The sequence below is a fragment of the Paraburkholderia phytofirmans genome, from assembly GCF_046028095.1.
Taxonomy (GTDB): Bacteria; Pseudomonadota; Gammaproteobacteria; order Burkholderiales; family Burkholderiaceae; genus Paraburkholderia; species Paraburkholderia phytofirmans_A.
On record NZ_JAQQDJ010000005.1, the window covers coordinates 273,453 to 295,449 of the forward strand.

The window sequence follows — 21,997 nt, forward strand, 5'->3', positions numbered from 1 at the left end:
TCGCCTGCCACCGGGCGAACCGCCAAGCCTCGCCATGACAGAAGCCGACCACACGCCGCCGACACTCATCAGCCCGCACAACCGGGCGCTGCCTTTGCTTACGCTCACCGACCTGCGGATTGCCGAATCCCAGGCGGGGGCCGCCTTGCCGAAACACACGCTGATGTCGCGCGCCGGGAAATCCGCCGCGAGCTTCCTGCGCGAGCAGATCACCCGCGATACCTCGGTCGAGAAATCCAGGCAGAAGGTGTGGCTCATCGCCGGGCCGGGCAACAACGGCGGCGACGCGCTGATTCTCGCGACGGAACTGCACCAGGCCGGCATTGCCGTCGAGCTGTGCATGCCGGTCGAGGTGAAACCGGACGACGCGCGCTGGGCGCTCGACACGGCCCGCGCGGCCGGCGTCGCGATCGCCGGCGCGCCGCCCGCATCGCTGGACGGCTACCGGTGGCTGGTGGACGGCATGTTCGGCATCGGCCTGACGCGTCCGCTCGAAGGCGTGTTCGCGGCCGTGGCCCGGCAGCTTTCGCAGCGGGCCAAAGCGCGGCCGCGCAAAGGCGGCGTGCTGGCGCTCGACGTGCCGAGCGGCCTCGACAGCGATACCGGCACGGTCGTGGGCGATGGCGATGGCGCCGCCGTCCATGCCACCCATACGGTCACCTTCATCGGCGCGAAACCCGGCCTCTTCACCGCGCAAGGGCGCGATCTTGCCGGCGCCGTCACGGTCGCGCCGATCGGCGTCGACACGAGCGGTCGCACGGCCGTACAACTGAACGCGCCCGAGCTCTTCGGCGCGTTTCTGCCGCCGCGCGATTTCGCCACCAACAAGGGCAGCTTCGGCAGCCTCGCCGTGGTCGGCGGCGACACCGGCATGTGCGGCGCGCCGATCCTCGCGTCACGCGCGGCGCTGTACACCGGAGCCGGCAAAGTGCACGTCGCGTTGCTGGGCGAAGGCGCCCCCCCCTACGATCCGCCGCACCCCGAACTCATGCTGCATGCCATCGACGATCTGCCGCTCGACCAGATGGACGCGCTCGCCGTCGGCTGCGGAATGGGCCATCGCGAACGCGCCACGCGCGTGATGCACGACGTGCTGCAACTCGACGTGCCCAAGCTGTTCGACGCGGACGCGCTGAACCTGATTTCGAAAGACCCCGCGCTCGCCGCCGAAGTCACCGCGCGCGGCGTGCAAGGCGATCCGTGCGTCCTCACGCCGCACCCGCTCGAAGCCGCACGCCTGCTCGGCACCGACGCGCCCACCGTGCAGCGCGACCGCCTCACCGCGGCGCGCTCGCTCGCCGCGCGCTATGCGGCCGTGGTGGTGCTCAAAGGCACGGGCACCCTCATCGCGGCCCCGGACGGGCGCCTCGCGATCAATCCGACCGGCAACGCCGCGCTCGCGACGGGCGGCACCGGCGACGTGCTGGGCGGCATCATCGGCGCCCTGCTGGCGCAGCACTTGCCGCGCTACGAAGCGGCGCTCGCGGGCGTCTATCTGCACGGCCTCGCCGCCGACACGCTGAGCGCACAAGGCCACGGTCCCGCCGGTCTGACGGCAGGCGAACTGGCGCCGACGGTGCGGACCTTACTGAACCGTTTGTTCTACCCTGCAGCGGAGTGCTGAAGCTGTCCGTCCCAACCTATGGATGGACCGTCCAAACCGCTGCCGTCCGTCACGCAACGCCGCTATACTGACCGACTGAGCCGCGCGTCGGCGCCACTACGGGTGACGGCGAATTTTCACCGCCACCCATGGCGAACCGGGCCGCGCGGCATCGCTCTAACAGCATCGTTGCATCATCCTCGGCAGCGCTTCACGCGCGCGCCTTTCTTCGTGCCACTTGGTTAGACGGACGCTATGACCCAGAACTCGCTCCCCTCCTGGTCCTCGCTGCAAACGCATTACGACAAGATTCGCGATGCGCACATGCGCGACTGGTTCGCCCCCGAGAACGATCCCGCCCCTACCCGTGCTGAGCGCTTTGCGTTCGCGGGCGGCGGTCTCGCGGCCGATTTCTCGAAAAACCGCATCACCGAAGAGACGCTGAAACTGCTCGTGCAAGTCGCGCGCGAAGCCGGCGTCGAGAAGCGCCGCGACGCCATGTTCGCGGGCGACATCGTCAACCCGACGGAAGGCCGCGCCGTGCTGCACACGGCCTTGCGCGCTACCGATCCGAAGGCGCCGTTCTACGCGCAAGTGCAGGCCGAGCGCAAGAAGATGGCCGCGTTCGCCGACCAGGTGCGCAGCGGCGAATGGAAAGGCTATACCGGCAAGCGGATCCGCTATGTGGTGAACATCGGCATCGGCGGCTCGGACCTCGGGCCGAAGATGGTCGTGCATGCGCTGCATCATCTGGCCACGCCGGAGATCACCACGCACTTCGTGTCGAATGTGGACGGCGCCGATCTGTACAACGTGATGCAGCAGATCGATCCCGAAGAGACGCTCGCGATCATCGTCTCCAAGACATTCACCACGCTCGAAACGATGACCAACGCGCGCTCGCTGCGCGACTGGTTCATCGAGAAAGGCTGCCCGGAAAGCGCGCTGGCGAAGCACTTTGTCGGCGTGTCCGCGAATCCCGCGGAAGTGGTCAAGTTCGGCATCGCGAAAGAGAACGTGTTCGAGATGTGGGACTGGGTCGGCGGACGCTATTCGCTGTGGTCGGCAGTCGGTCTGTCGATCGTGATCGCCATCGGACCGCAGCAGTTCGACGAACTGCTCGCCGGCGCCAACGAGATGGACCAGCATTTCCGCGACGCGCCGCTCGAGAAGAATCTACCAGTGTTGCTCGGCATGATCGGCATCTGGTATCGCAACTTCTTCGGCTCGCAAAGCTACCTGGTCGCGCCGTATTCGCAAGCACTGCATTTCCTGCCTTCGTATCTGCAACAGCTCGAAATGGAGAGCAACGGCAAGTCGGCGCGCCTGGACGGCGCGATGGTCGACTATCCGACCGCCGCGGTGACATGGGGCGAACCGGGCACGAACGGTCAGCACGCTTTCTTCCAGATGCTGCACCAGGGCCCGACGATCGTGCCGATCGACTTCATCGCCGTGTTGACGCCGGAGCATCCGCTCGTCAGCCATCATCCGAAGCTGCTCGCCAATTGCTTTGCGCAAAGCGAAGCGCTGATGGTCGGCCGCACGCTCGAAGAAGCAAAGAAAGTGGCCGGCGCGGACAAGCCGGAACTCGCGCCGCACCTGGTGTTTCCGGGCAACCGTCCGACCAGCACGCTGCTAGTGGATGCGCTCACCGCACGTTCGCTTGGCGCATTGATCGCGTTGTACGAGCACAAGGTGCTGGTGCAAGGAACGGTATGGAACATCAACTCCTTCGATCAGTGGGGCGTGGAGTTGGGCAAGATTCTCGGCAAGGTGGTCGAAGCCGATCTGACGGCGCCGAGTGCCGATGTGAAGAAGCATGACTCTTCGACGTCGGCATTGATCGCGCGGGCGCGTGCGGCGTTGAAGAAGTGATGAAGTGCGGCGCGGTGGTTCGCGCCGCTTGATTTGAATGGTGCGGCCGCCCGATACCGGATGAGCCACCATGAAAAAGCGGGCCCTTGCGGCCCGCTTTGCTTTTGCAGCGACGCCCGACGTTCGTTCAGGCGAGACGTCCCGCCTCGATCGTCACCGTCGTATCGCAACGGCGCGCAAGCTCGATGTCATGCGTGACGAGAATCAACGTCGCGCCGTTCGCGCGGTTCATCTCGAACATCAGATCGATCACCGCGTGACCAGTGGCGGCGTCGAGACTGCCGGTCGGTTCGTCGGCGAACAGGATTGCCGGGTGCGTGACGAACGCGCGAGCAAGCGCGACGCGCTGCTGCTCGCCGCCCGACAGCAGCTTCGGATAGTGACTGGTGCGCTTGCCTAGACCCACCTGCTCCAGCAAGCCGCGCGCACGCGTTGCGGCCTCGCGCGTACCGATGCCGCCTTGCAACTCGAGCGGCAGCGTAACATTCTCGAGCGCCGTCAAATGCGGCATCAACTGAAACGACTGGAACACGAAGCCAACCGAACCGCTGCGCAATGCGGCACGCTCGTCTTCGTTCAGTTCACCGAGTTCGCGGCCGAGCAACCGAACCGAGCCCGAACTCGCGCTGTCCAATCCTGCGAGCAAGCCGAGCAGCGTAGACTTGCCCGACCCGGATGCACCGACGATCGCCACACTGCTGCCGGCATCGATAGCAAGATCGATGTCGTCGAGAATCGTCAGTTCGCCTGTTGCATCCTTAACCTTCTTGCACAAACCCCGCACTTCAATGACTGGATCAGTTTTGTTTAGCATGGTGAAGCGTAGGTTGAAAGTGCGTGCCATGACGACTCGCGTCACGGCGTTGACAACGGCATGCGGCTGCGCCGTTGTGGCCGCCACCCTGTTCTCGGTGAGCCTCGCGGCCCGGGCCGCCAACGCGCCCGAACCGGCCAAGCCGGTGATCGTCGTGCTCGGCGACAGCATCTCCGCCGAATACGGCCTGCCCCGCGACACGGGCTGGGTTGCCTTGATGCGCCAGCGCCTCGCCGACGAGCGAATCGATTATAGCGTCGCCAATGCGAGCATTAGCGGCGACACCACGAGCGGCGGACGAGCCCGCTTGCCCGCGCTCATGCAACGCCTGAAGCCGAGCGTCGTGATCGTCGAACTCGGCGCCAACGACGCGTTGCGCGGCGTGCCGCTCTCCACCACCGAAGACAACCTGCGCACGATCATCGAGCAGGCTCAGCAAGGTCACGCGAAGGTCGTGCTGGTGGGCATGTACGTGCCGCCTAATTACGGCCCCGACTACACGCAAAAGTTCCACGGCTTGTACGGCGAACTATCCAAACAGTTGCGTGTACCGCTCGTGCCGTTTCTGCTCGCCGGCATCGCCGACAAACCGGACATGTTCCAGGCCGATCAGATTCACCCCACCCAGCAGGCACAGCCAGTGCTACTTAACAACGTGTGGCCCGCAGTCAAGCCACTCCTTCGCACAAGTTCGCCGCACTGAAAAGCCTGCTAACAACTTGTTTCCAGAACTGTGGGAACGCGGATCGGTAAGTTCTCTCTGACACTTTCGTAATCCCGCGTAACCGGCTCGATTTTGAGCGACTTTTGAGGAGATAACGTGAAATATTTACCGTTAATCGCTTTGACCGTGGCAATTTCCGCCTGCGCCGCTCAACCACCCGCTGGCGTTCAATCCGTTGGTGAAAGCCAGCAACCGCCGAAGGCCGTCGCTACCTGCATCGCGCAGAAGTGGGCCGACAGCTCGCAGCAACAAGTGGTCTCGCAAGACACATTGGCTAACGATCAAGCCATGGATGTGTATGTTCCGGGTCAGCAGCCGCCCAATGGCGCCGCCGCTGTCGTACGTCCGTCGTACTCCGGCAAGGGTACGTGGGTCGGCTACCGCGCCGGTGGTGCTGGCGGCAGCGACGCCACGAGTGCAATCAGCGGCTGCCTGTAACGCTCGCAGCGTGTCGCAGCAAACCGTTTGACGAGCTTGCACTCGTCAAATGAAAAAGCCCCGCAATTGCGGGGCTTTTTTGCGTTCGGGCGGTCTTTTGGGCGGTCTTACTCGCCGCTCGCCTGGGCGTTGCTGCTGTCGAGGGAACCGTAGAACTTCACCTTCGAGCGCGCGCGCAGCGCTTCCACGTAGGCCTCTGCTTCGGACTGCGCAGTGACCTGCGCGATCTGTTGCTGCGCTGCAGCCAGATGTTGCGGATCGACCGTCGTACCCGTCACCACCGCGTTCACGCGATAGATCGCATAGCCGTCGTCGCCGAGGTCCACACCGACGTAAGCCGGCAATTTTTGCGCGTCTGCCTTGTAGATTGCACTCAATGCAGCCGGCGGCACGCCTTGAGCGTCGTTGCGCGACACCTTCAGCGGCGACGAGAAGCCCGTGGTCGCCTTCGACTTTTCGAACTCGGCCAGTTTGGCCGCGCCGTCCTTGTGAGCCGCTTCATTCGACTGAACCGCGATCACCTTCTGACGCACGGCGTCTTTGACGGCGTCGAGCGCCGGCACTGCCGCGGCCTTGTAGTCGGTCACGCGCGCCGCGATCAACGTGTTGCCGCCGACGTCGATGGCTTGCGTGTTATTGCGTGCCGTCGTGGCGTCGTTCGCGAACACCGCGGCGAGGAACTTGGCATTGTTCAGCGGGCTGTCAGGCGCGAGCTTCGGATCCGGCTGCGGCGTGACCGTGGCGGTCTGCACTTGCAGCTTGTACTTGTCGGCGGCCGGCTGCAGGCTCTTGGCTTTTTCATAGACGATCGACGTGAAGCCTTCCGAGTCGTCGGTGAATGCCTTGCTGGCCAGCTGCGTCTTCAGGTCTTTCGAGATCTGATCTTTCACTTCGTCGAACGGCTTCGTGACCGCCGGCTTCACGTCCGTCACCTTGACGATGTGATAACCGAAGTCGGTCTGCACGATCCCGCTGACTTCGTCTTTCTTCAGCGCGAACACAGCGTCGTCAAACGCCTGGCCGCCCGCGATCATGCCGCGGCCGAAGTAACCCAGATCGCCGCCCTTCGACGCCGAACCCGGGTCCTGCGAATTCTGCTGCGCGATCTGCGCGAACTGATCCGGATGCGCCTTGATCTGTGCGAGCAACTCTTCGGCCTTTTGCTTAGCCTTGGCCTTGTCTGCCGCGCTCGCGTCTTTCGGCGCCGCGATCAGGATGTGGCTCGCACGCACCTGACCGTCAGTGCGGTAGTGCGCGATGTTGTCGTCGTAGTACTTCTTCAGATCGGCGTCGCTCGGCTGCGCGGAAGCGGCGAGCGTTGCCGGCGACATGACGAGATACTGGATCGTGGCCGTAGCGGGCGTGGCGAATTCGTTGCGATGCGCGTCGTAATACGCTTGCAGTTGCGCGTCGGTCGGCTGCACCTTCGCGGCGTAGTCACGCGGGTGGAATGCGATGCCCTGCACTTCGCGCTGTTGTTCCGCGAGCTCGGTCAGATGCTGTGCGAGCGTTTTCGACGTGAAGGCGCTGCCTTGAATGCTGGCCGGCAACTGCTGCGTGGCGATGCTGTAGCGCACGCGTTCGTCGTACTGGTCGGGCGTCATGCCCTGCATGGCGAGCAACTGCTTATAGCGGTCGACGTCGATCGTGCCGTCAGGATTCTTCAGCGACGAGATCACCGGATCGTTCATCAGCACACGGCGCACGGCGTCGTCGGATGCGGTGAGATGCAGGCGCTGTGTCTCATCGGCCAGCACGCGTTGCTCGATCAGACCGTCGAGCATCTGCGCGCGGCGTTCCGGCGTGTCGAACGACTTCATATCGAACTGCGCGCCGAGCATCTGACGGGCGCGGTCGAGTTGCTGACGCGTCGCGTCGTCGTATTCAGCGCGCGTGATCTTGTGACCGTTGACGCTCGCGACGTTTGCGCTTTCGTCAAAGAAGCCGCGAAAGCCCTGAATACCCACAAAACCCAACCCCGGCACAATGACGAGGATGAGCATGAACATCATCAGGCGTTTGTGATTGCGGAAAAAATCGAGCATGCGTGAGGAGTGCCAAAAACAGAACGCCCGATCTTACAACAGCGGGCAATAAAAAAGGCGAACCGGAGTTCGCCTTTCGAGGATACTGGCGGAGTGGACGGGACTCGAACCCGCGACCCCCGGCGTGACAGGCCGGTATTCTAACCGACTGAACTACCACTCCTTAATACAGCAACTGCGCTGAAACACTTGAACGAATCTGAAACTGGTGGGTGCTGAGAGGCTCGAACTCCCGACCTACGCCTTGTAAGGGCGCCGCTCTACCAACTGAGCTAAGCACCCGTTTCACGATTCAGTGCTTCTTTCCTGCTTCTATCTGCTGCTCGATCTTCGTCGATTGACGTCCCTCAAGCAGCAAGCCCATTAGTTTAGCGCATCCTTCAGAGCTTTGCCAGGCCTAAATTTGGGGACCTTGGCCGCCTTGATTTTGATGGCAGCGCCAGTGCGCGGATTGCGCCCGGTGCGCGCAGTGCGCTTGCCGACCGCGAAGGTGCCGAAACCGACCAACGTCACCGAACCGCCCTTCTTCAACGTACCTTTGACACCATCGATCACAGCGTCGAGTGCACGGCCTGCCGCTGCCTTCGAAATGTCGGCTTGCTGCGCAACGTGATCGATCAATTCCGTCTTGTTCATCCCAACCCCCGAGAATGTTTATGGCAATGTGACGGCGCTTTATTAACGCCTGGCATCACGCGGCCGGCGGGCAACGCCGGGCGCAATCATTAGAATTGGCCGAAACCCTTGTGTCAAGCGGGGTTGAGCCTGATAAGCGAGGTTTTCGAGGGGGCCTCGTATAACAAAATGTTGCCGCTAATCGATGCACATACAACCAGTCGGCAAGCGCACTGCAGCTTTGCTCAATAGGTGGGAAAGTGCGCCTCACTGATGCTTGACGAAAGTCGCGCGGGCAATAAAAAACCCGCGGCCGTGACCGCGGGTTTTCGTTTCTCCGAGCAAACAGCTTGGTCGGTGACAGCCTTAGTGCTTCACGACTTCCGTTGATGCGGCGTCTTTGCCCGGCTCCGCTGCCACCGGCGCAGCAGGCTTCGGCTCTTCTTCCGGCAACGCCGCCGGCACGCGTTCGAGCGCCAGTTCGAGCACCTTGTCGATCCAGCGGACCGGCACGATTTCGATTGCGTTCTTCACGTTGTCCGGAATCTCCGTCAAGTCCTTGACGTTTTCTTCCGGGATCAGCACCAGCTTGATACCGCCGCGATGCGCCGCCAGCAGTTTTTCCTTCAGGCCACCGATCGGCAGAACTTCGCCACGCAACGTGATTTCGCCCGTCATCGCGACATCCGCGCGCACCGGGATTCCGGTCAACACCGACACCAGCGCGGTCGTCATCGCGATACCGGCAGACGGACCGTCTTTCGGTGTCGCGCCTTCCGGCACGTGGATGTGAATGTCCTGCTTCTCGAACGCTTCGTCCTTGACACCGAGACGGCGCGAACGCGAACGAACCACCGAGCGTGCTGCCTCGACCGATTCCTTCATCACGTCGCCGAGCGAACCCGTGCGGATCACGTTGCCCTTGCCCGGCATCACCGCGGCTTCGATGGTCAGCAGATCGCCGCCCACTTCCGTCCACGCGAGACCCGTGACCTGGCCAACCTGATTTTCCTTCGCGGCCAGACCGAAGTCGTACTTGCGCACGCCGAGGAACGTATCGAGATTGCTGCCGTCGACCTTCACCGCGCCTTCCGCCTTCTTCAGCAGAAGCATCTTCACGACCTTGCGGCAGATCTTTGAAATTTCACGCTCGAGCGAACGCACGCCCGCTTCACGCGTGTAGTAACGAATGATGTCGCGGATCGCGGTTTCCGTCACATCGACCTCGCCATCCTTGAGGCCGTTGTTCTTCTTTTGCTTGGGCAAAAGATAACGTTGCGCGATGCTAACCTTCTCGTCTTCCGTGTAACCCGACAGACGGATCACTTCCATCCGGTCGAGCAGCGGCGGCGGAATGTTCAGCGAGTTCGACGTTGCCACGAACATCACGTCGGACAGATCGAAGTCGACTTCGACGTAGTGATCGGCGAACGTATGGTTCTGTTCCGGATCGAGCACTTCGAGCAGAGCCGACGACGGATCGCCGCGGAAATCCTGGCCCATCTTGTCGACTTCGTCGAGCAGGAAGAGCGGATTGCGCACGCCGACCTTGGTCAGGCTTTGCAGAATCTTGCCGGGCATCGAACCAATGTACGTACGACGGTGACCGCGAATCTCGGCTTCGTCGCGCACGCCGCCGAGCGCCATACGCACGAACTTGCGGTTCGTGGCGCGAGCGATCGACTGACCCAGCGACGTCTTACCGACACCCGGAGGCCCAACGAGGCACAGGATCGGCGCTTTGACCTTGTCGACACGTTGCTGGACCGCGAGATACTCGAGAATACGTTCTTTCACTTTCTCGAGACCGAAGTGGTCTTCGTCGAGCACGCGTTCCGCATTCGAGAGGTCGTTGTTGACCTTGCTCTTCTTGCGCCACGGCAAGCCGATCAGAGTGTCGATGTAGTTGCGCACGACGGTCGCTTCAGCCGACATAGGCGACATCAGCTTGAGCTTCTTCAGCTCGGCGTCGGCCTTCTTCTTGGCTTCCTTCGGCATGCGGGCAGCGGTGATGCGCTTCTCGAGTTCTTCGAGATCCGCACCTTCTTCGCCTTCGCCGAGTTCCTTCTGGATCGCCTTGACCTGTTCATTCAGGTAGTACTCGCGCTGGCTCTTTTCCATCTGGCGTTTTACACGCCCACGGATGCGCTTTTCGACCTGCAGGATGTCGATCTCGGCTTCGAGTTGTGCGAGCAGATGCTCGAGTCGCTCGATGACCGGGAACATTTCGAGAATGTGCTGCTTCTGGTCGAGCTTGAGCGGCAGATGCGCTGCAATCGTGTCGGCCAGACGACCCGCTTCGTCGATACCCGACAGCGACGTCAGGATCTCCGGCGGAATCTTCTTGTTCAGCTTCACATACTGGTCGAACTGCGACACGATCGCGCGGCGCAGCGCTTCGGTTTCAGCGCTGTCGGCGTGGTCGGGTTCGAGCGGCATGACTTCGCACGAGAACTGCGTTTCCTGTTCTTCGATGGAAAGCGTTTTCGCGCGCTGCAAGCCTTCGACGAGTACCTTCACGGTGCCATCGGGCAGCTTCAGCATTTGCAGGATGTTGGCGACGCACCCTACTTCGTACATGTCCTTTTCGGTCGGCTCATCTTTCGCAGCCGTTTTCTGGGCGACGAGCATGATGTGCTTGCCGCCTTCCATCGCTGCTTCGAGAGCCTTGATCGACTTCGGGCGGCCTACGAAGAGCGGAATCACCATGTGCGGGAAGACGACTACGTCACGCAGCGGGAGCAGCGGGAGCGTAATGCGTTCCGGCGGAAGGAGTTGGGTTCCTGACATTTCATTTCCCCATGAGTGGAATCAGTTCGTTCGATAGGTGAGGCCAGCAGAAAAGATTGCAAGCCTCCGCGTGTGGGAAAAGTTCAGTGACTCCGAAGGTTCAGTGACTCCATAGTGAAAACAACCAGCCTGACCACACGATAAACGAAAAAAGCCGTTCACGTTGCCATGAACGGCTTTTTTTGCAGAACCCGAAAGCCGATCAGTTCGAACCCGCCACTTTGGGCGCGTCTTCGTAGATCAGTAGCGGTTTGCCGTCGCCGTCAATCACGTTGTCGTCGATGATGACCTTGCTAACGCCTTTCATTTGCGGCAGGTCGTACATCACATCAAGCAACGCCTGTTCCAGGATGGAGCGCAGACCGCGCGCGCCCGTCTTGCGACGAATTGCCTTACGCGCGACAGCTTGCAACGCGGCCGGGCGAATTTCGAGCTCGACGCGCTCCATGTTGAACAGCTTGTGGTACTGCTTCACCAGCGCATTCTTCGGTTCGACGAGGATTTTCATCAACGCGACTTCGTCGAGCTTGCCGAGTGTGGCCACCACGGGCAGACGGCCGATCAGTTCGGGAATGAGACCGAACTTGATCAGATCTTCCGGTTCCACTTCGCGCAGCACTTCGCCGGCGTCGCGGTCCTGCTTGCTCTTTACGCTCGCGCCAAAGCCGATGCCGGTTTTCTCAGTACGATCGACGATGACCTTTTCGAGGCCGTCGAACGCGCCACCGCAGATGAACAGAATGTTCGTGGTATCGACCTGGATAAAGTCCTGATTCGGGTGCTTACGGCCGCCCTGCGGCGGCACCGACGCCATCGTACCCTCGACCAGCTTCAGCAAAGCCTGTTGCACGCCTTCGCCCGAGACATCGCGGGTGATCGACGGGTTATCGGACTTGCGGCTGATCTTGTCGATTTCGTCGATGTAGACAATGCCGCGCTGAGCCTTGTCGACTTCGTAATTGCAGTTTTGCAGCAGCTTCTGAATGATGTTCTCGACGTCTTCACCGACATAGCCGGCTTCCGTCAGCGTGGTTGCATCGGCAATCACGAACGGGACGTTCAGAAGGCGCGCGAGCGTTTGCGCGAGCAGTGTCTTGCCGGAACCGGTCGGGCCGATCAGCAGGATGTTGCTCTTGGACAGCTCGATTTCATCCTTCTTGTCGAGATGCTTGAGGCGCTTGTAATGGTTGTACACCGCGACCGCGAGAATTTTCTTCGCGCGTTCCTGACCGATCACATACTGGTCGAGGATTTCACGGATTTCCTGCGGACTCGGCAGATCGGACTTCGACAAGCCCGCCTCGATGCCCGCACCTGCAGCCTCATCACGAATGATTTCGTTGCACAGGTCGATACATTCATCGCAGATGAACACCGACGGGCCGGCAATCAGTTTTTTCACTTCATGCTGGCTCTTGCCGCAAAACGAGCAATACAACAGCTTTTCGCTGTTAGAACCTTTCTTGTCCGCCATAGATGTTTGAGCCTCCGGACACTCGATTACATGATACGCCGTTTGCCCTGGCCTCGCAGTTTGGGCGGGGCCGGGCTTGAGCCAAGGTGACGGCGTTTGCCGCAGGCACTCGGACGAAGTTTGATTATTTCACAACCGATCCGGCCACGTTTTTGCCCCATGTCGGGGCAAAAACGCACCATCTCAAGGACGCTTGTGTGCCACCTGGTCGACGAGGCCATAAGCTTGCGCGTCGTCGCCGGACATGAAGTTGTCGCGGTCGGTGTCGCGTGCGATACGCTCGACCGGCTGGCCGGTGTGATGAGCGAGCAGATGATTCAGCCGTTCCTTCAAATACAGGATCTCGCGCGCCTGAATTTCGATGTCCGACGCCTGGCCACGCGCGCCGCCGAGCGGCTGGTGAATCATCACGCGCGAATTCGGCAGCGCAAAACGCTTGCCCTTCGCGCCGGCCGCCAGCAGGAATGCGCCCATGCTGGCCGCAAGGCCCATGCACAGCGTGGAGACATCCGGCTTGATGAACTGCATCGTGTCATAAATCGCCATGCCCGCCGAAACCGAACCGCCCGGGCTGTTGATGTAGAAACTGATGTCCTTATCGGGGTTCTCGCTTTCGAGGAACAGCATCTGCGCGACGACGAGATTGGCCGTCTGGTCGTTCACTTCACCAACCAGGAACACGATCCGTTCCTTCAGCAGACGCGAATAGATGTCGTACGAACGCTCGCCCCGGCCGCTCGTTTCCACGACGATCGGCACAAGTCCGAGCGCCTGCGCTTCGAGATCCCGCGACGACTGGGAGGTCAACGTGTCCAGCATTTGAGCGCGAAAGGTCATGCAGTGGATCCTTGTCTGAAATATTCTAAATATTAGATGCTGGACAGGTGTGGCCGACAACCCCGTATTCAAGTGCGCGTTCAGTGCGGCGCAATGCGTGAAACCCATGCAAAACGCAACGCACATTCACAGCACAAAAAAACGGCGTGCGGGCCGTCGCTCCGACAGCCGGCACGCCGTTGCAGCGACGCTTACGCTTGCGCCGTTGCGCTTGCCAGTTCTTCGAAGCTCACTTCCTTGTCCGTCACCTTGGCCTTGCTGAGGACGAAATCGACGACGTTGGCTTCAACGACGTACGCTTCCATTTCTGCAAGACGTTGCTGGTTGGAATAATACCAGCGGACGACTTCCTTCGGGTCTTCGTAGCTTTTCGCGAACTCGTCCACTTCGGCACGAATCTGCTCCGGCTTGGCTTGCAGTTCGTTGGCCTTGACCAGCTCGGCCAGCACGAGGCCCAGCTTTACGCGGCGCTCAGCCTGTTCCTTGAACATCGCAGCCGGGATCGGTGCGTCTTTGGCGTTCGGCACGCCACGTTGCTCCAGATCCTGACGAGCCATCGCGACGAGGCGCTCCTGATCCTGTTCGATCAGTGCGTTCGGCACGTCAAGTTCGGAAATCTTCAGCAACGCGTCCATCACCTGGTTCTTGACGATGGCTTGCGTGCGGCGCTTTGCTTCGCGTTCGAGATTGTCTTTGATCTCAGCGCGCATCTTGGTCAAGTCGCCGTCTTCGATGCCGAGCGACTTGGCGAATTCAGCGTCGATTTCCGGCAGGTGCGGCCACTCGATCTTCTTCATCGTGATCGTGAATTGCGCGGTCTTGCCGGCGACATCCTTGCCGTGATAGTCCTCAGGGAACGCCAGATCGAATTCCTTCGATTCGCCGACCTTCAGGCCCGTGGCGGCCTTTTCGAATTCCGGCAGCATGCGGCCTTCGCCCAGCACGAACGCGAAGTCGTCAGCGCTGCCGCCCTGGAACACTTCACCCTCGATCTTGCCGACGAAGTCGACCGTCACGCGATCGCCTTCTTTCGCTGCCGTGTCGCCGCCGCCGTCACCGTGCTCGCCGGCTTCGCCGCGAGCGTGGAAGTGCACGCGCTGCTTGCGCAGGATATCCAGCGTGCGGTCGATTTCCGCTTCGCTGATGGTGGTCGTGGTGCGCTCGATTTCAGCCGTGGCGACGTCGCCCAGCTTCACTTCCGGATACACCTCGAACGTCGCGTCGAACGCGTAGTCGCCTTCAGTCGCGTCGGACTTGGGTGCGAAGCTGGGCTGACCGGCGACGCGCAGGTTTTCGGTGCGGCTGATGTCGAAGAATTCCTTGCCGACCTTGTCGCTCAGCACTTCGGCTTCCACCTGGCCCGAATACTGTTGCGTCACCATCTTGAGCGGCACCTTGCCCGGGCGGAAACCCGGCATGCGGACGTTCTTCGCGAGTTGGCGGATACGCGAGTCCACTTCCTTCTGCACGGCGTCCTTCGGCAGGGAAATCGTGACGCGGCGTTCGAGCTTGCCGAGGTTTTCAACAACGTTAGCCATGGCTTCAATCGTCCTAAAATTATTCGAGCGAATCAGTTATCTTCTCCGTGCCGCTTGTCGATGTCGTGCGACGTCGCGTTTTCTGCTCGCGTTTGGGTCGCTTCGCACCGATTGCGCGCCTGCGCCGCGGGCTTGCAGGCCGCCGGCAGCACGGTTGGGTCCAAAGAGCCGAATATTTTAGCAAACTATTTGCGCGCCTAGCCGGGATTCGATGAATGCGCGCGTTTTTGTCGAGGTTTTGGTCGGATTCCGGCCGCTTTCCACGCTGTTTCATGCCCGTTTGCGCGCTGTTCCAGTGCGGCGGGGGTGCCGCGCCACTGCTGCGCTGCGCCTGTCTGCACGAACTCCCCCCACGACTTCGCTTCAGCCTGTCTGCACCAATTTCCCCGGCGACTTCGCTTGATTCACCAAGCGCCGACAAAAAAGCAGCCGCACCCACCGCGCATACGCGCCCTGCCGCCGTCGATGCCGGCTATGCCATTCGACATATTCAGTCGGCGCGCCCATGCTGATAAGCTAATGGACGCGCTTGGGGCTGCGCCCGCATCTCGCCGTTTCACCCGCCCTCGCAACGATTCCAACCACTCAGAGACACCATGCCGAATTCGCCGTCCTCGCCCGTCGTCGTCATAGCTCCCGACTCCTTCAAAGGCTCCCTTAGCGCGGAACAGGTCGCGCAAGCGATCGCAGCGGGCATCAAGCGCGCCCGTCCCGCCGCGGAGGTGCGCATCTGTCCGATGGCCGACGGCGGCGAAGGCACACTCGACGCCATGCTCACGCGGGGCGGCGAACGCCGCACGCTCAGTGTGCGCGGCGCGGCCGGTCCGGTGCGTGAAGCGCTCACGGGCCTGCTCGTCGACGGCAGCGCGATCATCGAAACGGCGGAGGTCGTCGGCATCACGGATCCGGTGGGAATGGGCGTGCCCGTCGAGGCGCGCAGCACACGCGGCATGGGCGAGGCGATTCGCGCGCTGATGGACGCCGGCGTGCGGCGCTTTTTCGTCGCGCTCGGCGGCAGCAGCACCAACGACGGCGGCGCGGGCCTGTTGGCCGGCCTCGGTCTCAAGCTGTTCGACGCGCAGGACAATGAGCTCGACGCCACGCCGGAACAACTCGCGCGTCTCGCACGAGTCGACGTGTCGCAGCTCGACGCGCGTCTGTCGAACACGCAGTTCGTCGGCATGTCGGACGTGGACAATCCGCTTACCGGCGAACACGGCGCAACCGCGGTATTCGGTCCGCAAAAGGGTGTGAAACCGGAACAGGTTGCCACGATCGATGCAGCGCTCGCCCGCTTCGCCGATCTGCTCGAACCGGCGCTCGGCCGTACGGCGCGCGCATTGCCCGGCGCGGGCGCCGCCGGCGGCCTCGGCTTCGCGTTGCATATGCTCGGTGCGCAATTCGAACCGGGCGCGGAAACCGTCGCGCGGCAAATCGGTCTGGATGCCGCGCTCGAAGGCGCCGATTGGCTGATCACCGGCGAGGGCCGTTCGGATGTGCAAACGCTGCATGGCAAGGCGCCCTTCATCGCCTGCCGTCATGCACAGGCAGCAGGCGTGCCGGCCACGCTCCTCTCCGGCGGAGTCGATTCAGCCGCCTTGCCGCGCCTCGCCGAATATTTCAGCGGCTGCTTCTCGCCGGCGCCCGGCCCGATCACGCTCGAAGTCGCGATTCGCGACGCGGCGCGTCTGTTGGCGGACGAAGCCGAACAGTTGACGCGCCTGAAATACGGCACGCGTTGACCGGCAGGACGGTTGCGGCAACAATCACAGCGCCGCGACCGCTCACACACTACGGGAAGACCATGAAGGACGCCAAAGCCGGGCTCGAACAGTTCCTGACGTACCGTCTGCATGTCCTCAACAAACTCGCCGAACGCGGCATCAGCGAACGCTATCAGAGCAAGCTCGGGGTGACATTGCCTGAAGCGCGCGTGATTGCCTCGGTGGGATCGTTCGGGCCGTTCTCGATCATGGAGCTGGCAAGGCATGCCAATCTCGACAAAAGCCAGGCAAGCCGCGCCGCCGAAGCGTTGATCAGGCAAGGACTCGTGAAACGCGAAGCGAGCACCGAAGACGGCCGCGTCGTGCTGGTGTCGCTGACGCCCGAAGGCCGCGCGCTGTATCGGAAGGTCATGCCGATCGCGCGCAAATGGAACGGCGACATGTTCGACTGTCTGGACGAGCAGGAAAAGCTCGCTTTCGGCCACGCGCTCGACAAGATCATCGGCATGATGACGGCGCCCGAGGAATGACCTGCGCGCCGTAGGCGGCGCTGAGGTCAGCGATTGTCTTCGCCCTTTCCGTTGGTGTCGCCCGTGGTGGAAGGCGTGGTGGAAGCCTGGGTGGAAGCATTAACCGCCGGGCCCACTCGGCCGGATTCCGCCGACGCACCCGCTACTCCAGTCCCCGCCGACATACCCGCTACGCCAGATCCAGCAGACGCGCCAGGCACACCACCTGACGCACCGCCCGCCGCAACACGAGCACCACGTGCGAGCCGCCACGCGATCGCTGCAAGCGAGCCCACGGCCAGCAGCAATGCCGCCCATAGCAAATAGCGGCGCATCGCATCCGGATCCCTCGCGGACTGCGCCCTCGCGGCCTGCTCGGCTGACAACGCTTCACCCACGCGCGCCGTCGCGGGGACCGCTGAGGCGCCCATCAACAGATCGTCGCGGCTCACCGCCGACGACACCGCCGTCGCATTACCCACCGCCAGGGTGAACGGCGCCGTCCCACGCGCGACGAACGTCAGCATCGCCGGACGCCAGCCCGCGGCGACGGTCAATGTCCCGCTGCCGAGTCCGCCGTTGCGCGGGTCGACCACCACACGCCATTGACGATCCGTGTCGGGCGTCAATTCGAGCGAAGGATTGCTTTGCTCCACCTCGCCGTTATGCAAACGGAACAATGTCGCGCCGGCCACTTCGCGCCATGGCGTATCGAGCCCTGTGCGCGAATAGACGACCGCAGGCGCGACGGTGTTCGGCTGCGGCAGATTCAGACGCAACCGGTCGACCGGATACGGGCCGCCGGTGCTGAAAAAATACTCGCCGGGTTTCGGTCCCGCGTGCGCGACGATGCCTTCGCGCCATGCCCGCTCCGCGCGCTGCGCCGCGTCGGCGGCAAGCGCCTGAATCTCCATGTCCAGCGACTCGACATACGGCGCGCCGTCGAGCCAGCGCAAACGCAGGTAACGCGCGCGATTGCCGTCCAGTTCGATCCGGTCCTGACTCAGCGTGCTGCCGTTGTAGCTGACCTTGAGCAGTTGCGCGTCGCCGGCCGGCTGCCAGTGACGCAAGTCGTCGCTCGATTCGACCGTGACGCGCCCCTGATAATTGTCGTCGCGCAGGTGCACGAGCAACGCGGTCACGCGGCTTGCACACGACGCGCGTCCGAGGTCGATCAGGTCCGTGTCGTGTTGCGCGCGCGACGGCGGCGCCGCGGTCGCGCGCAACGAACCGTCGGCGGCGATCGTCACGCCGAACGGCGCGGCGGAACTGCTGGCGGCCGCGGGCGGCAACGGAAACCAGCGCACCGGACGCAGCGTGGGCGGCGTGCGCGGGGGCTCGCGCGGCGCATCGAGCGAATACGGAACGGGTTCGCCCGTGCCGTTGAAGACCCGCACGTCGCCGAGATCGTGACGCTGGCTTGCCGCGTAGACGGCGGCCGGCAGCGTCACGCTGTAGTAGGCGGCGCCTTCTTCGAGTTGCAGCGCGAAATGCTGCGCGAAATCTTCGGCCGCGATGGCGGGCGCGGACGCCCACATCGCCGCGATCGCGAAACACCAGCCGGTCAATGTAAAGACACGCTTCATTGCTTGGATTCCACGACCAGAGCCTTAGGCGGTAACGGTGAGAAGTAGCCGATCAGCAACAACATCAAACCGATTCCGATAAACGAAACGATCCGCTCGATCCCGGTCACGTGAGACAGGTCGAACAGGAACAGCTTGACCACGGTCGCCGCCAGCAACGCGCCGCCGATGAACCAGAACATCCGGCTCGCCCGGCGCGTCGCCCAGATCATCATGGCCAGCGCGCACACCGTCCAGAATACCGATATTGACGCCTGCACGAGCATCGAGTGTGACATGGTCTCGAGCTCGTATGGCACGCCGGTCCAATGATGCAGCGTACGCAGCAGCATCGCGTTCAGCCAGACGAATCCGGTCGCGCCGGCCGCCACCTGCAAGGGCATGCGATATTCGCCGATCGGCACGCCGAGCCAGTGAATCCGCACGAGCCAGAACGCCGCCAGCGCGAACACCACCGCTTGCACCAGGTCGAGCGGATTGAGCAACGGCAGACGCGCCCATGTGCCGCCGTCCTGCGTCAGGTTCGCGAAGAACGTCCATATCCACATCACCAGCACGAGCGGCGTCGACGCGATCGCGCACAGCCGCACGATACTGTCGCGGCGCGCGAGCCACAAGCCGGCAAAAGCGAACGCGCTCCAGCCAACCAGAAACACCTGCTGCAGACTGAACGAGGCGAGCACCGCACCGACATCGTACGCCGCGTGAAAATGATGATGCAGCGTGCGCAACAGCAGCGCGTTGAACCAAAGGAACAGCGTGGCGAGCACCAGATAATCGAAGGCGCGCGGATGCCATTGCACGCCCAACGCGCGCAGTCTGCGCAGCCACACCGCACAGGCGACGAACGCGAGAATCTGCGCGACGTCGAGCGGATTGAGGATCGGCAGCCACACGATCGGCGCGGCGCTGCCGTCGCTCGTCACACTCGCGATACTCCACGCCCACAGCAGAACAGCGAGCGGCGCGGCGGCCCACACCTGATACGCCCGCATGAAGCGCGCGACCGGCCAGCGCAGACGGTGCCCTGCACCCGCCAGCAACAGCAGCAGCACACCGAAGCCATACGCCCACGCGCTCCAGCTCCATGCGCCTTCGGGCACGTAGGCCCGCAAACCCCAATAGCCTTCGAGCGCGGCAAGCGCGCCGGCTGTCCAGAACATCAGCGTATGCAGCGGCGCGAGCAGGATATCGCTGACGTCGCGCTGCTGGCGCCAGAACAATCCATACGCCGAGACTGCGGCGAGCGCGCCGACCAGCCAGCCGTAGCCGCTCACCGGCGCCATGCCCAACGTGAAGAGCTCCGCGGTGAGCAGCGCGAGAACCGGCACGAGCGCCAGCGCCGGCAATTCGGCAAGGGGCCAGCGCAGCGTGCGGCGCGCGCCGTGCGCGAGCCACGCTGTCAGCACCGCGAAGAGCGCGACGGCGGCCGTATCGAAACGGGCGTGCCCTATGCCTGAACGAGCGCTCGTGTATGCCTGGATTTCGTACAGGCCGCCCAATGTCCACCACAACAAACCCCACACGCTGGCGACGAGGCCGATCTGCGGGATCCACACGTGCCACTCTCGTGCTTCGCTGCGGCCGTGCAAACGCCATCCGGTGAAAATGCCCGCGAGCGCGATCAGCACCGACGCGATGTAAGCGCCGTTGAGGACCGGCCAGACGCTCGCGTCGTGAGTCGGCGCGATCGTGCCGGGCGCGTAGGCGCCCGCTGCGGCCAATTGCAGCAGCAGGCCGAAACCGAAGGCGCTCAGGCGCCGCTGACGCACCGCGAGCCAGGTGATCGCGGCGCCCTCGATGGCCCACGTCGCGCTCGTGGTCGGTCCGGTGAACGCGAGCGGCACGGCGAGCGTGGCGAAGATCACCGCCAGCGCGAGCATGGCCTCGAACATCATGCCGAGGCGCTCACGGCGTCGCGCGAGCCAGCCCGCGATCGCCAGGTAAAACGCGGAGAGCGCCACCGCGCTCCACGCCAGGCCGAACTCAGTGTTCTTCATCAACGCGGCTTGCAGGCCGATCGCCACCAGCGGCGTGCCGAACACCAGCGTGCCGTCGACGTAGTGCTTGAGGGCGATTTCGCGCCGTACCGCGTAGAGCAGCGCGATGCCGACGTACATCAGGAAAAACAGAATCAGGAACGGCTCGGTGCTGGCGAGCAACTCGGGGCGATAGGCCGTCGCGCCCCACGCGGCGCCGATTGAAAACGTGAATACGAAGCCGAGCAGATTCAGCGGCCGCCACGCCTTGAACCAGGCAATCGCGAAGATGCCGGCGTTGAGCAGCGCGTAGTAGCTGAACAGCATGACGTGACTGCCGCCGCCCGTCGACAGCAATATCGGCGCGAGAAAACCGCCGGCGCTGCCCATAAAGGCCAGCGACGACGCGTTCTGCCGGACGGCAAGAAATGCACTGAGCGCGCAGATCGCGACCATCAGCGGCAAGGCTGCGCCCGCCGGTAGCAGGTGGTAGAGCCGCGTGGCCGCGAAGACGGTCAGATACAGCGCGCCGACGCCGCCGCCTTGCAGCACCAGGCCATACGCGCCGCGTCGCTCGCCGATGCGCCAGCCGAGCACGATCAAGGCAGTCGCGGCGAGCGCCACACCGGCAAGGCGGAATTCGATCGGCAGCATGCTGTTGTCGGCGGCGTATTTGAGCAGGAAAGCGATGCCGAAAAACAGCACGATGATGCCGACACGCACGACCGTGTTGCCGCCCAAAAGCCAGTCGCGGCCCGCTTTGAAGAGGCGCTCGGCGAGACCCGGGCCACGCGGTGGCGTGAGTGGTGAAGGTGGAACGGGAGGCTGCGGTGTAGACGCTTGCGCGGAAACAGGTTGTGCGGTCGGGGCGACTGGAGAGGCGCCCGGTATACCTGGTACGTCTGCTTTACTACGAGCGTCCGTTGCGCCGTCTGCGCTCGCCGCACGCGGCGCGGCCGGCGCCGTCGCTTCGGCACCTGTCGATGAGCGCGCCGCGGCGAGTGGCATCGCCGGCATCTCGGGCTGCGGACGTACCGTCCGCTCATTGGCGGGTGGGAACGCATAAGGACTCGACGCGACGTCCGACGTCGACCGCCCGAACGCCGCAGCGTCAGCGGCCGGAGCATTAGCATCCGCAACGCCCTCGCCGCCTCCCGCACGCAACTGACGAATCTCGCCGCGCAACGCAACGATCTCCCGCTCGAGCCGCTCGACGCGCGCCGCCAGTTCGCCCGGAGGATTCGAGCCATACGTGGTGGCCGCTGTGGCCGCGGATCCCGCCGCGGTATCCGCAGACTTCTTTTGCCGCAGACGCGAAAACGCAAAACCAGCCACGGCGCCCAGCAATGCACCGAGGCCGATCGAGAAATCGTTCGACAAGGCAGTCAGTATGCCGACCACCGCGCCAAGCACGGTCAATATCACGCTCATCGCATCCCTCTT

The 21,997-nt window shown here is 63.1% G+C and carries 15 protein-coding genes and 2 tRNA genes; 6 read left to right on the forward strand and 11 right to left on the reverse strand.

Going from position 1 to position 21,997, the window contains the following annotated elements:
* Positions 1-34: 34 nt before the first annotated feature.
* On the forward strand, positions 35-1,624 hold the full coding sequence (locus PQR54_RS17025) for an NAD(P)H-hydrate dehydratase (RefSeq protein WP_408247620.1): 1,590 nt from the start codon (positions 35-37) through the stop codon (positions 1,622-1,624).
* 234 nt (positions 1,625-1,858) lie between these two features.
* Positions 1,859-3,481, forward strand: a complete 1,623-nt coding sequence (gene pgi / locus PQR54_RS17030; RefSeq protein ID WP_408247622.1) for a glucose-6-phosphate isomerase — start codon at positions 1,859-1,861, stop codon at positions 3,479-3,481.
* A 127-nt stretch (positions 3,482-3,608) separates the two neighbouring features.
* Here pgi and PQR54_RS17035 read toward each other — a convergent pair whose 3' ends face one another.
* Positions 3,609-4,295: an ABC transporter ATP-binding protein gene (locus tag PQR54_RS17035; RefSeq protein ID WP_106307454.1), complete on the reverse strand. Its 687-nt coding sequence runs from the start codon at positions 4,293-4,295 to the stop codon at positions 3,609-3,611.
* Positions 4,296-4,323: 28 nt separating this feature from the next.
* Between PQR54_RS17035 and PQR54_RS17040 the strand changes: the two genes are divergently transcribed.
* Positions 4,324-4,998, forward strand: coding sequence for an arylesterase (locus PQR54_RS17040; RefSeq protein WP_408247625.1), 675 nt, complete (start codon positions 4,324-4,326; stop codon positions 4,996-4,998).
* Between the two features lie 117 nt (positions 4,999-5,115).
* A complete protein-coding gene (locus PQR54_RS17045) occupies positions 5,116-5,457 on the forward strand; it encodes a hypothetical protein (protein ID WP_408247627.1) in 342 nt (113 codons plus the stop codon).
* Between the two features lie 107 nt (positions 5,458-5,564).
* Here the strand turns inward: PQR54_RS17045 and PQR54_RS17050 are convergent, their stop codons facing one another.
* The 8 genes from PQR54_RS17050 to tig form a co-directional block, all read right to left on the reverse strand.
* Positions 5,565-7,502 carry a SurA N-terminal domain-containing protein gene (locus PQR54_RS17050; RefSeq protein ID WP_408247629.1) on the reverse strand — a complete coding sequence of 646 codons (1,938 nt, stop codon included), beginning with the start codon at positions 7,500-7,502 and terminating at the stop codon, positions 5,565-5,567.
* An 86-nt stretch (positions 7,503-7,588) separates the two neighbouring features.
* Positions 7,589-7,665 (reverse strand) — tRNA-Asp (locus PQR54_RS17055).
* 43 nt (positions 7,666-7,708) lie between these two features.
* Positions 7,709-7,784, reverse strand: a tRNA-Val gene (locus tag PQR54_RS17060).
* 81 nt (positions 7,785-7,865) lie between these two features.
* Positions 7,866-8,138: an HU family DNA-binding protein gene (locus tag PQR54_RS17065; protein WP_012432917.1), complete on the reverse strand. Its 273-nt coding sequence runs from the start codon at positions 8,136-8,138 to the stop codon at positions 7,866-7,868.
* Between the two features lie 345 nt (positions 8,139-8,483).
* A complete protein-coding gene (gene lon / locus PQR54_RS17070; RefSeq protein ID WP_408247631.1) occupies positions 8,484-10,907 on the reverse strand; it encodes an endopeptidase La in 2,424 nt (807 codons plus the stop codon).
* Between the two features lie 202 nt (positions 10,908-11,109).
* Positions 11,110-12,381: an ATP-dependent Clp protease ATP-binding subunit ClpX gene (gene clpX, locus PQR54_RS17075; protein ID WP_007182009.1), complete on the reverse strand. Its 1,272-nt coding sequence runs from the start codon at positions 12,379-12,381 to the stop codon at positions 11,110-11,112.
* Positions 12,382-12,564: 183 nt separating this feature from the next.
* Positions 12,565-13,218 (reverse strand): ATP-dependent Clp endopeptidase proteolytic subunit ClpP, encoded by a 654-nt coding sequence (gene clpP, locus PQR54_RS17080; protein ID WP_007182010.1) that lies wholly within the window; start codon positions 13,216-13,218, stop codon positions 12,565-12,567.
* 191 nt (positions 13,219-13,409) lie between these two features.
* Positions 13,410-14,756 (reverse strand): trigger factor, encoded by a 1,347-nt coding sequence (gene tig, locus PQR54_RS17085; protein WP_106307466.1) that lies wholly within the window; start codon positions 14,754-14,756, stop codon positions 13,410-13,412.
* Positions 14,757-15,352: 596 nt separating this feature from the next.
* Between tig and PQR54_RS17090 the strand changes: the two genes are divergently transcribed.
* The gene (locus tag PQR54_RS17090; RefSeq protein ID WP_408247633.1) at positions 15,353-16,498 is read left to right on the forward strand and encodes a glycerate kinase; all 1,146 of its coding nucleotides are present in this window, start codon (positions 15,353-15,355) and stop codon (positions 16,496-16,498) included.
* A 62-nt stretch (positions 16,499-16,560) separates the two neighbouring features.
* A complete protein-coding gene (locus PQR54_RS17095; protein WP_408247635.1) occupies positions 16,561-17,010 on the forward strand; it encodes a MarR family winged helix-turn-helix transcriptional regulator in 450 nt (149 codons plus the stop codon).
* A gap of 26 nt (positions 17,011-17,036) precedes the next feature.
* Here the strand turns inward: PQR54_RS17095 and PQR54_RS17100 are convergent, their stop codons facing one another.
* Positions 17,037-18,575, reverse strand: a complete 1,539-nt coding sequence (locus tag PQR54_RS17100; protein WP_408247637.1) for a DUF3999 domain-containing protein — start codon at positions 18,573-18,575, stop codon at positions 17,037-17,039.
* A complete protein-coding gene (locus PQR54_RS17105; protein WP_408247639.1) occupies positions 18,572-21,985 on the reverse strand; it encodes a DUF2339 domain-containing protein in 3,414 nt (1,137 codons plus the stop codon). Before PQR54_RS17105 ends, PQR54_RS17100 begins: the two co-directional genes overlap by 4 nt.
* Between the last annotated feature and the right edge of the window lie 12 nt (positions 21,986-21,997).

Bases quoted from the DNA above. Each gene is read 5' to 3' on its own strand.
- PQR54_RS17025 (WP_408247620.1), top strand. From the start codon at position 35: ATGACAGAAGCCGACCACACGCCGCCGACACTCATCAGCCCGCACAAC.
- pgi (WP_408247622.1), top strand. From the start codon at position 1,859: ATGACCCAGAACTCGCTCCCCTCCTGGTCCTCGCTGCAAACGCATTAC.
- PQR54_RS17035 (WP_106307454.1), bottom strand. From the start codon at position 4,295: ATGCTAAACAAAACTGATCCAGTCATTGAAGTGCGGGGTTTGTGCAAG.
- PQR54_RS17040 (WP_408247625.1), top strand. From the start codon at position 4,324: ATGACGACTCGCGTCACGGCGTTGACAACGGCATGCGGCTGCGCCGTT.
- PQR54_RS17050 (WP_408247629.1), bottom strand. From the start codon at position 7,502: ATGCTCGATTTTTTCCGCAATCACAAACGCCTGATGATGTTCATGCTC.
- PQR54_RS17065 (WP_012432917.1), bottom strand. From the start codon at position 8,138: ATGAACAAGACGGAATTGATCGATCACGTTGCGCAGCAAGCCGACATT.
- lon (WP_408247631.1), bottom strand. From the start codon at position 10,907: ATGTCAGGAACCCAACTCCTTCCGCCGGAACGCATTACGCTCCCGCTG.
- clpX (WP_007182009.1), bottom strand. From the start codon at position 12,381: ATGGCGGACAAGAAAGGTTCTAACAGCGAAAAGCTGTTGTATTGCTCG.
- clpP (WP_007182010.1), bottom strand. From the start codon at position 13,218: ATGACCTTTCGCGCTCAAATGCTGGACACGTTGACCTCCCAGTCGTCG.
- tig (WP_106307466.1), bottom strand. From the start codon at position 14,756: ATGGCTAACGTTGTTGAAAACCTCGGCAAGCTCGAACGCCGCGTCACG.
- PQR54_RS17090 (WP_408247633.1), top strand. From the start codon at position 15,353: ATGCCGAATTCGCCGTCCTCGCCCGTCGTCGTCATAGCTCCCGACTCC.
- PQR54_RS17095 (WP_408247635.1), top strand. From the start codon at position 16,561: ATGAAGGACGCCAAAGCCGGGCTCGAACAGTTCCTGACGTACCGTCTG.
- PQR54_RS17100 (WP_408247637.1), bottom strand. From the start codon at position 18,575: ATGAAGCGTGTCTTTACATTGACCGGCTGGTGTTTCGCGATCGCGGCG.
- PQR54_RS17105 (WP_408247639.1), bottom strand. From the start codon at position 21,985: ATGAGCGTGATATTGACCGTGCTTGGCGCGGTGGTCGGCATACTGACT.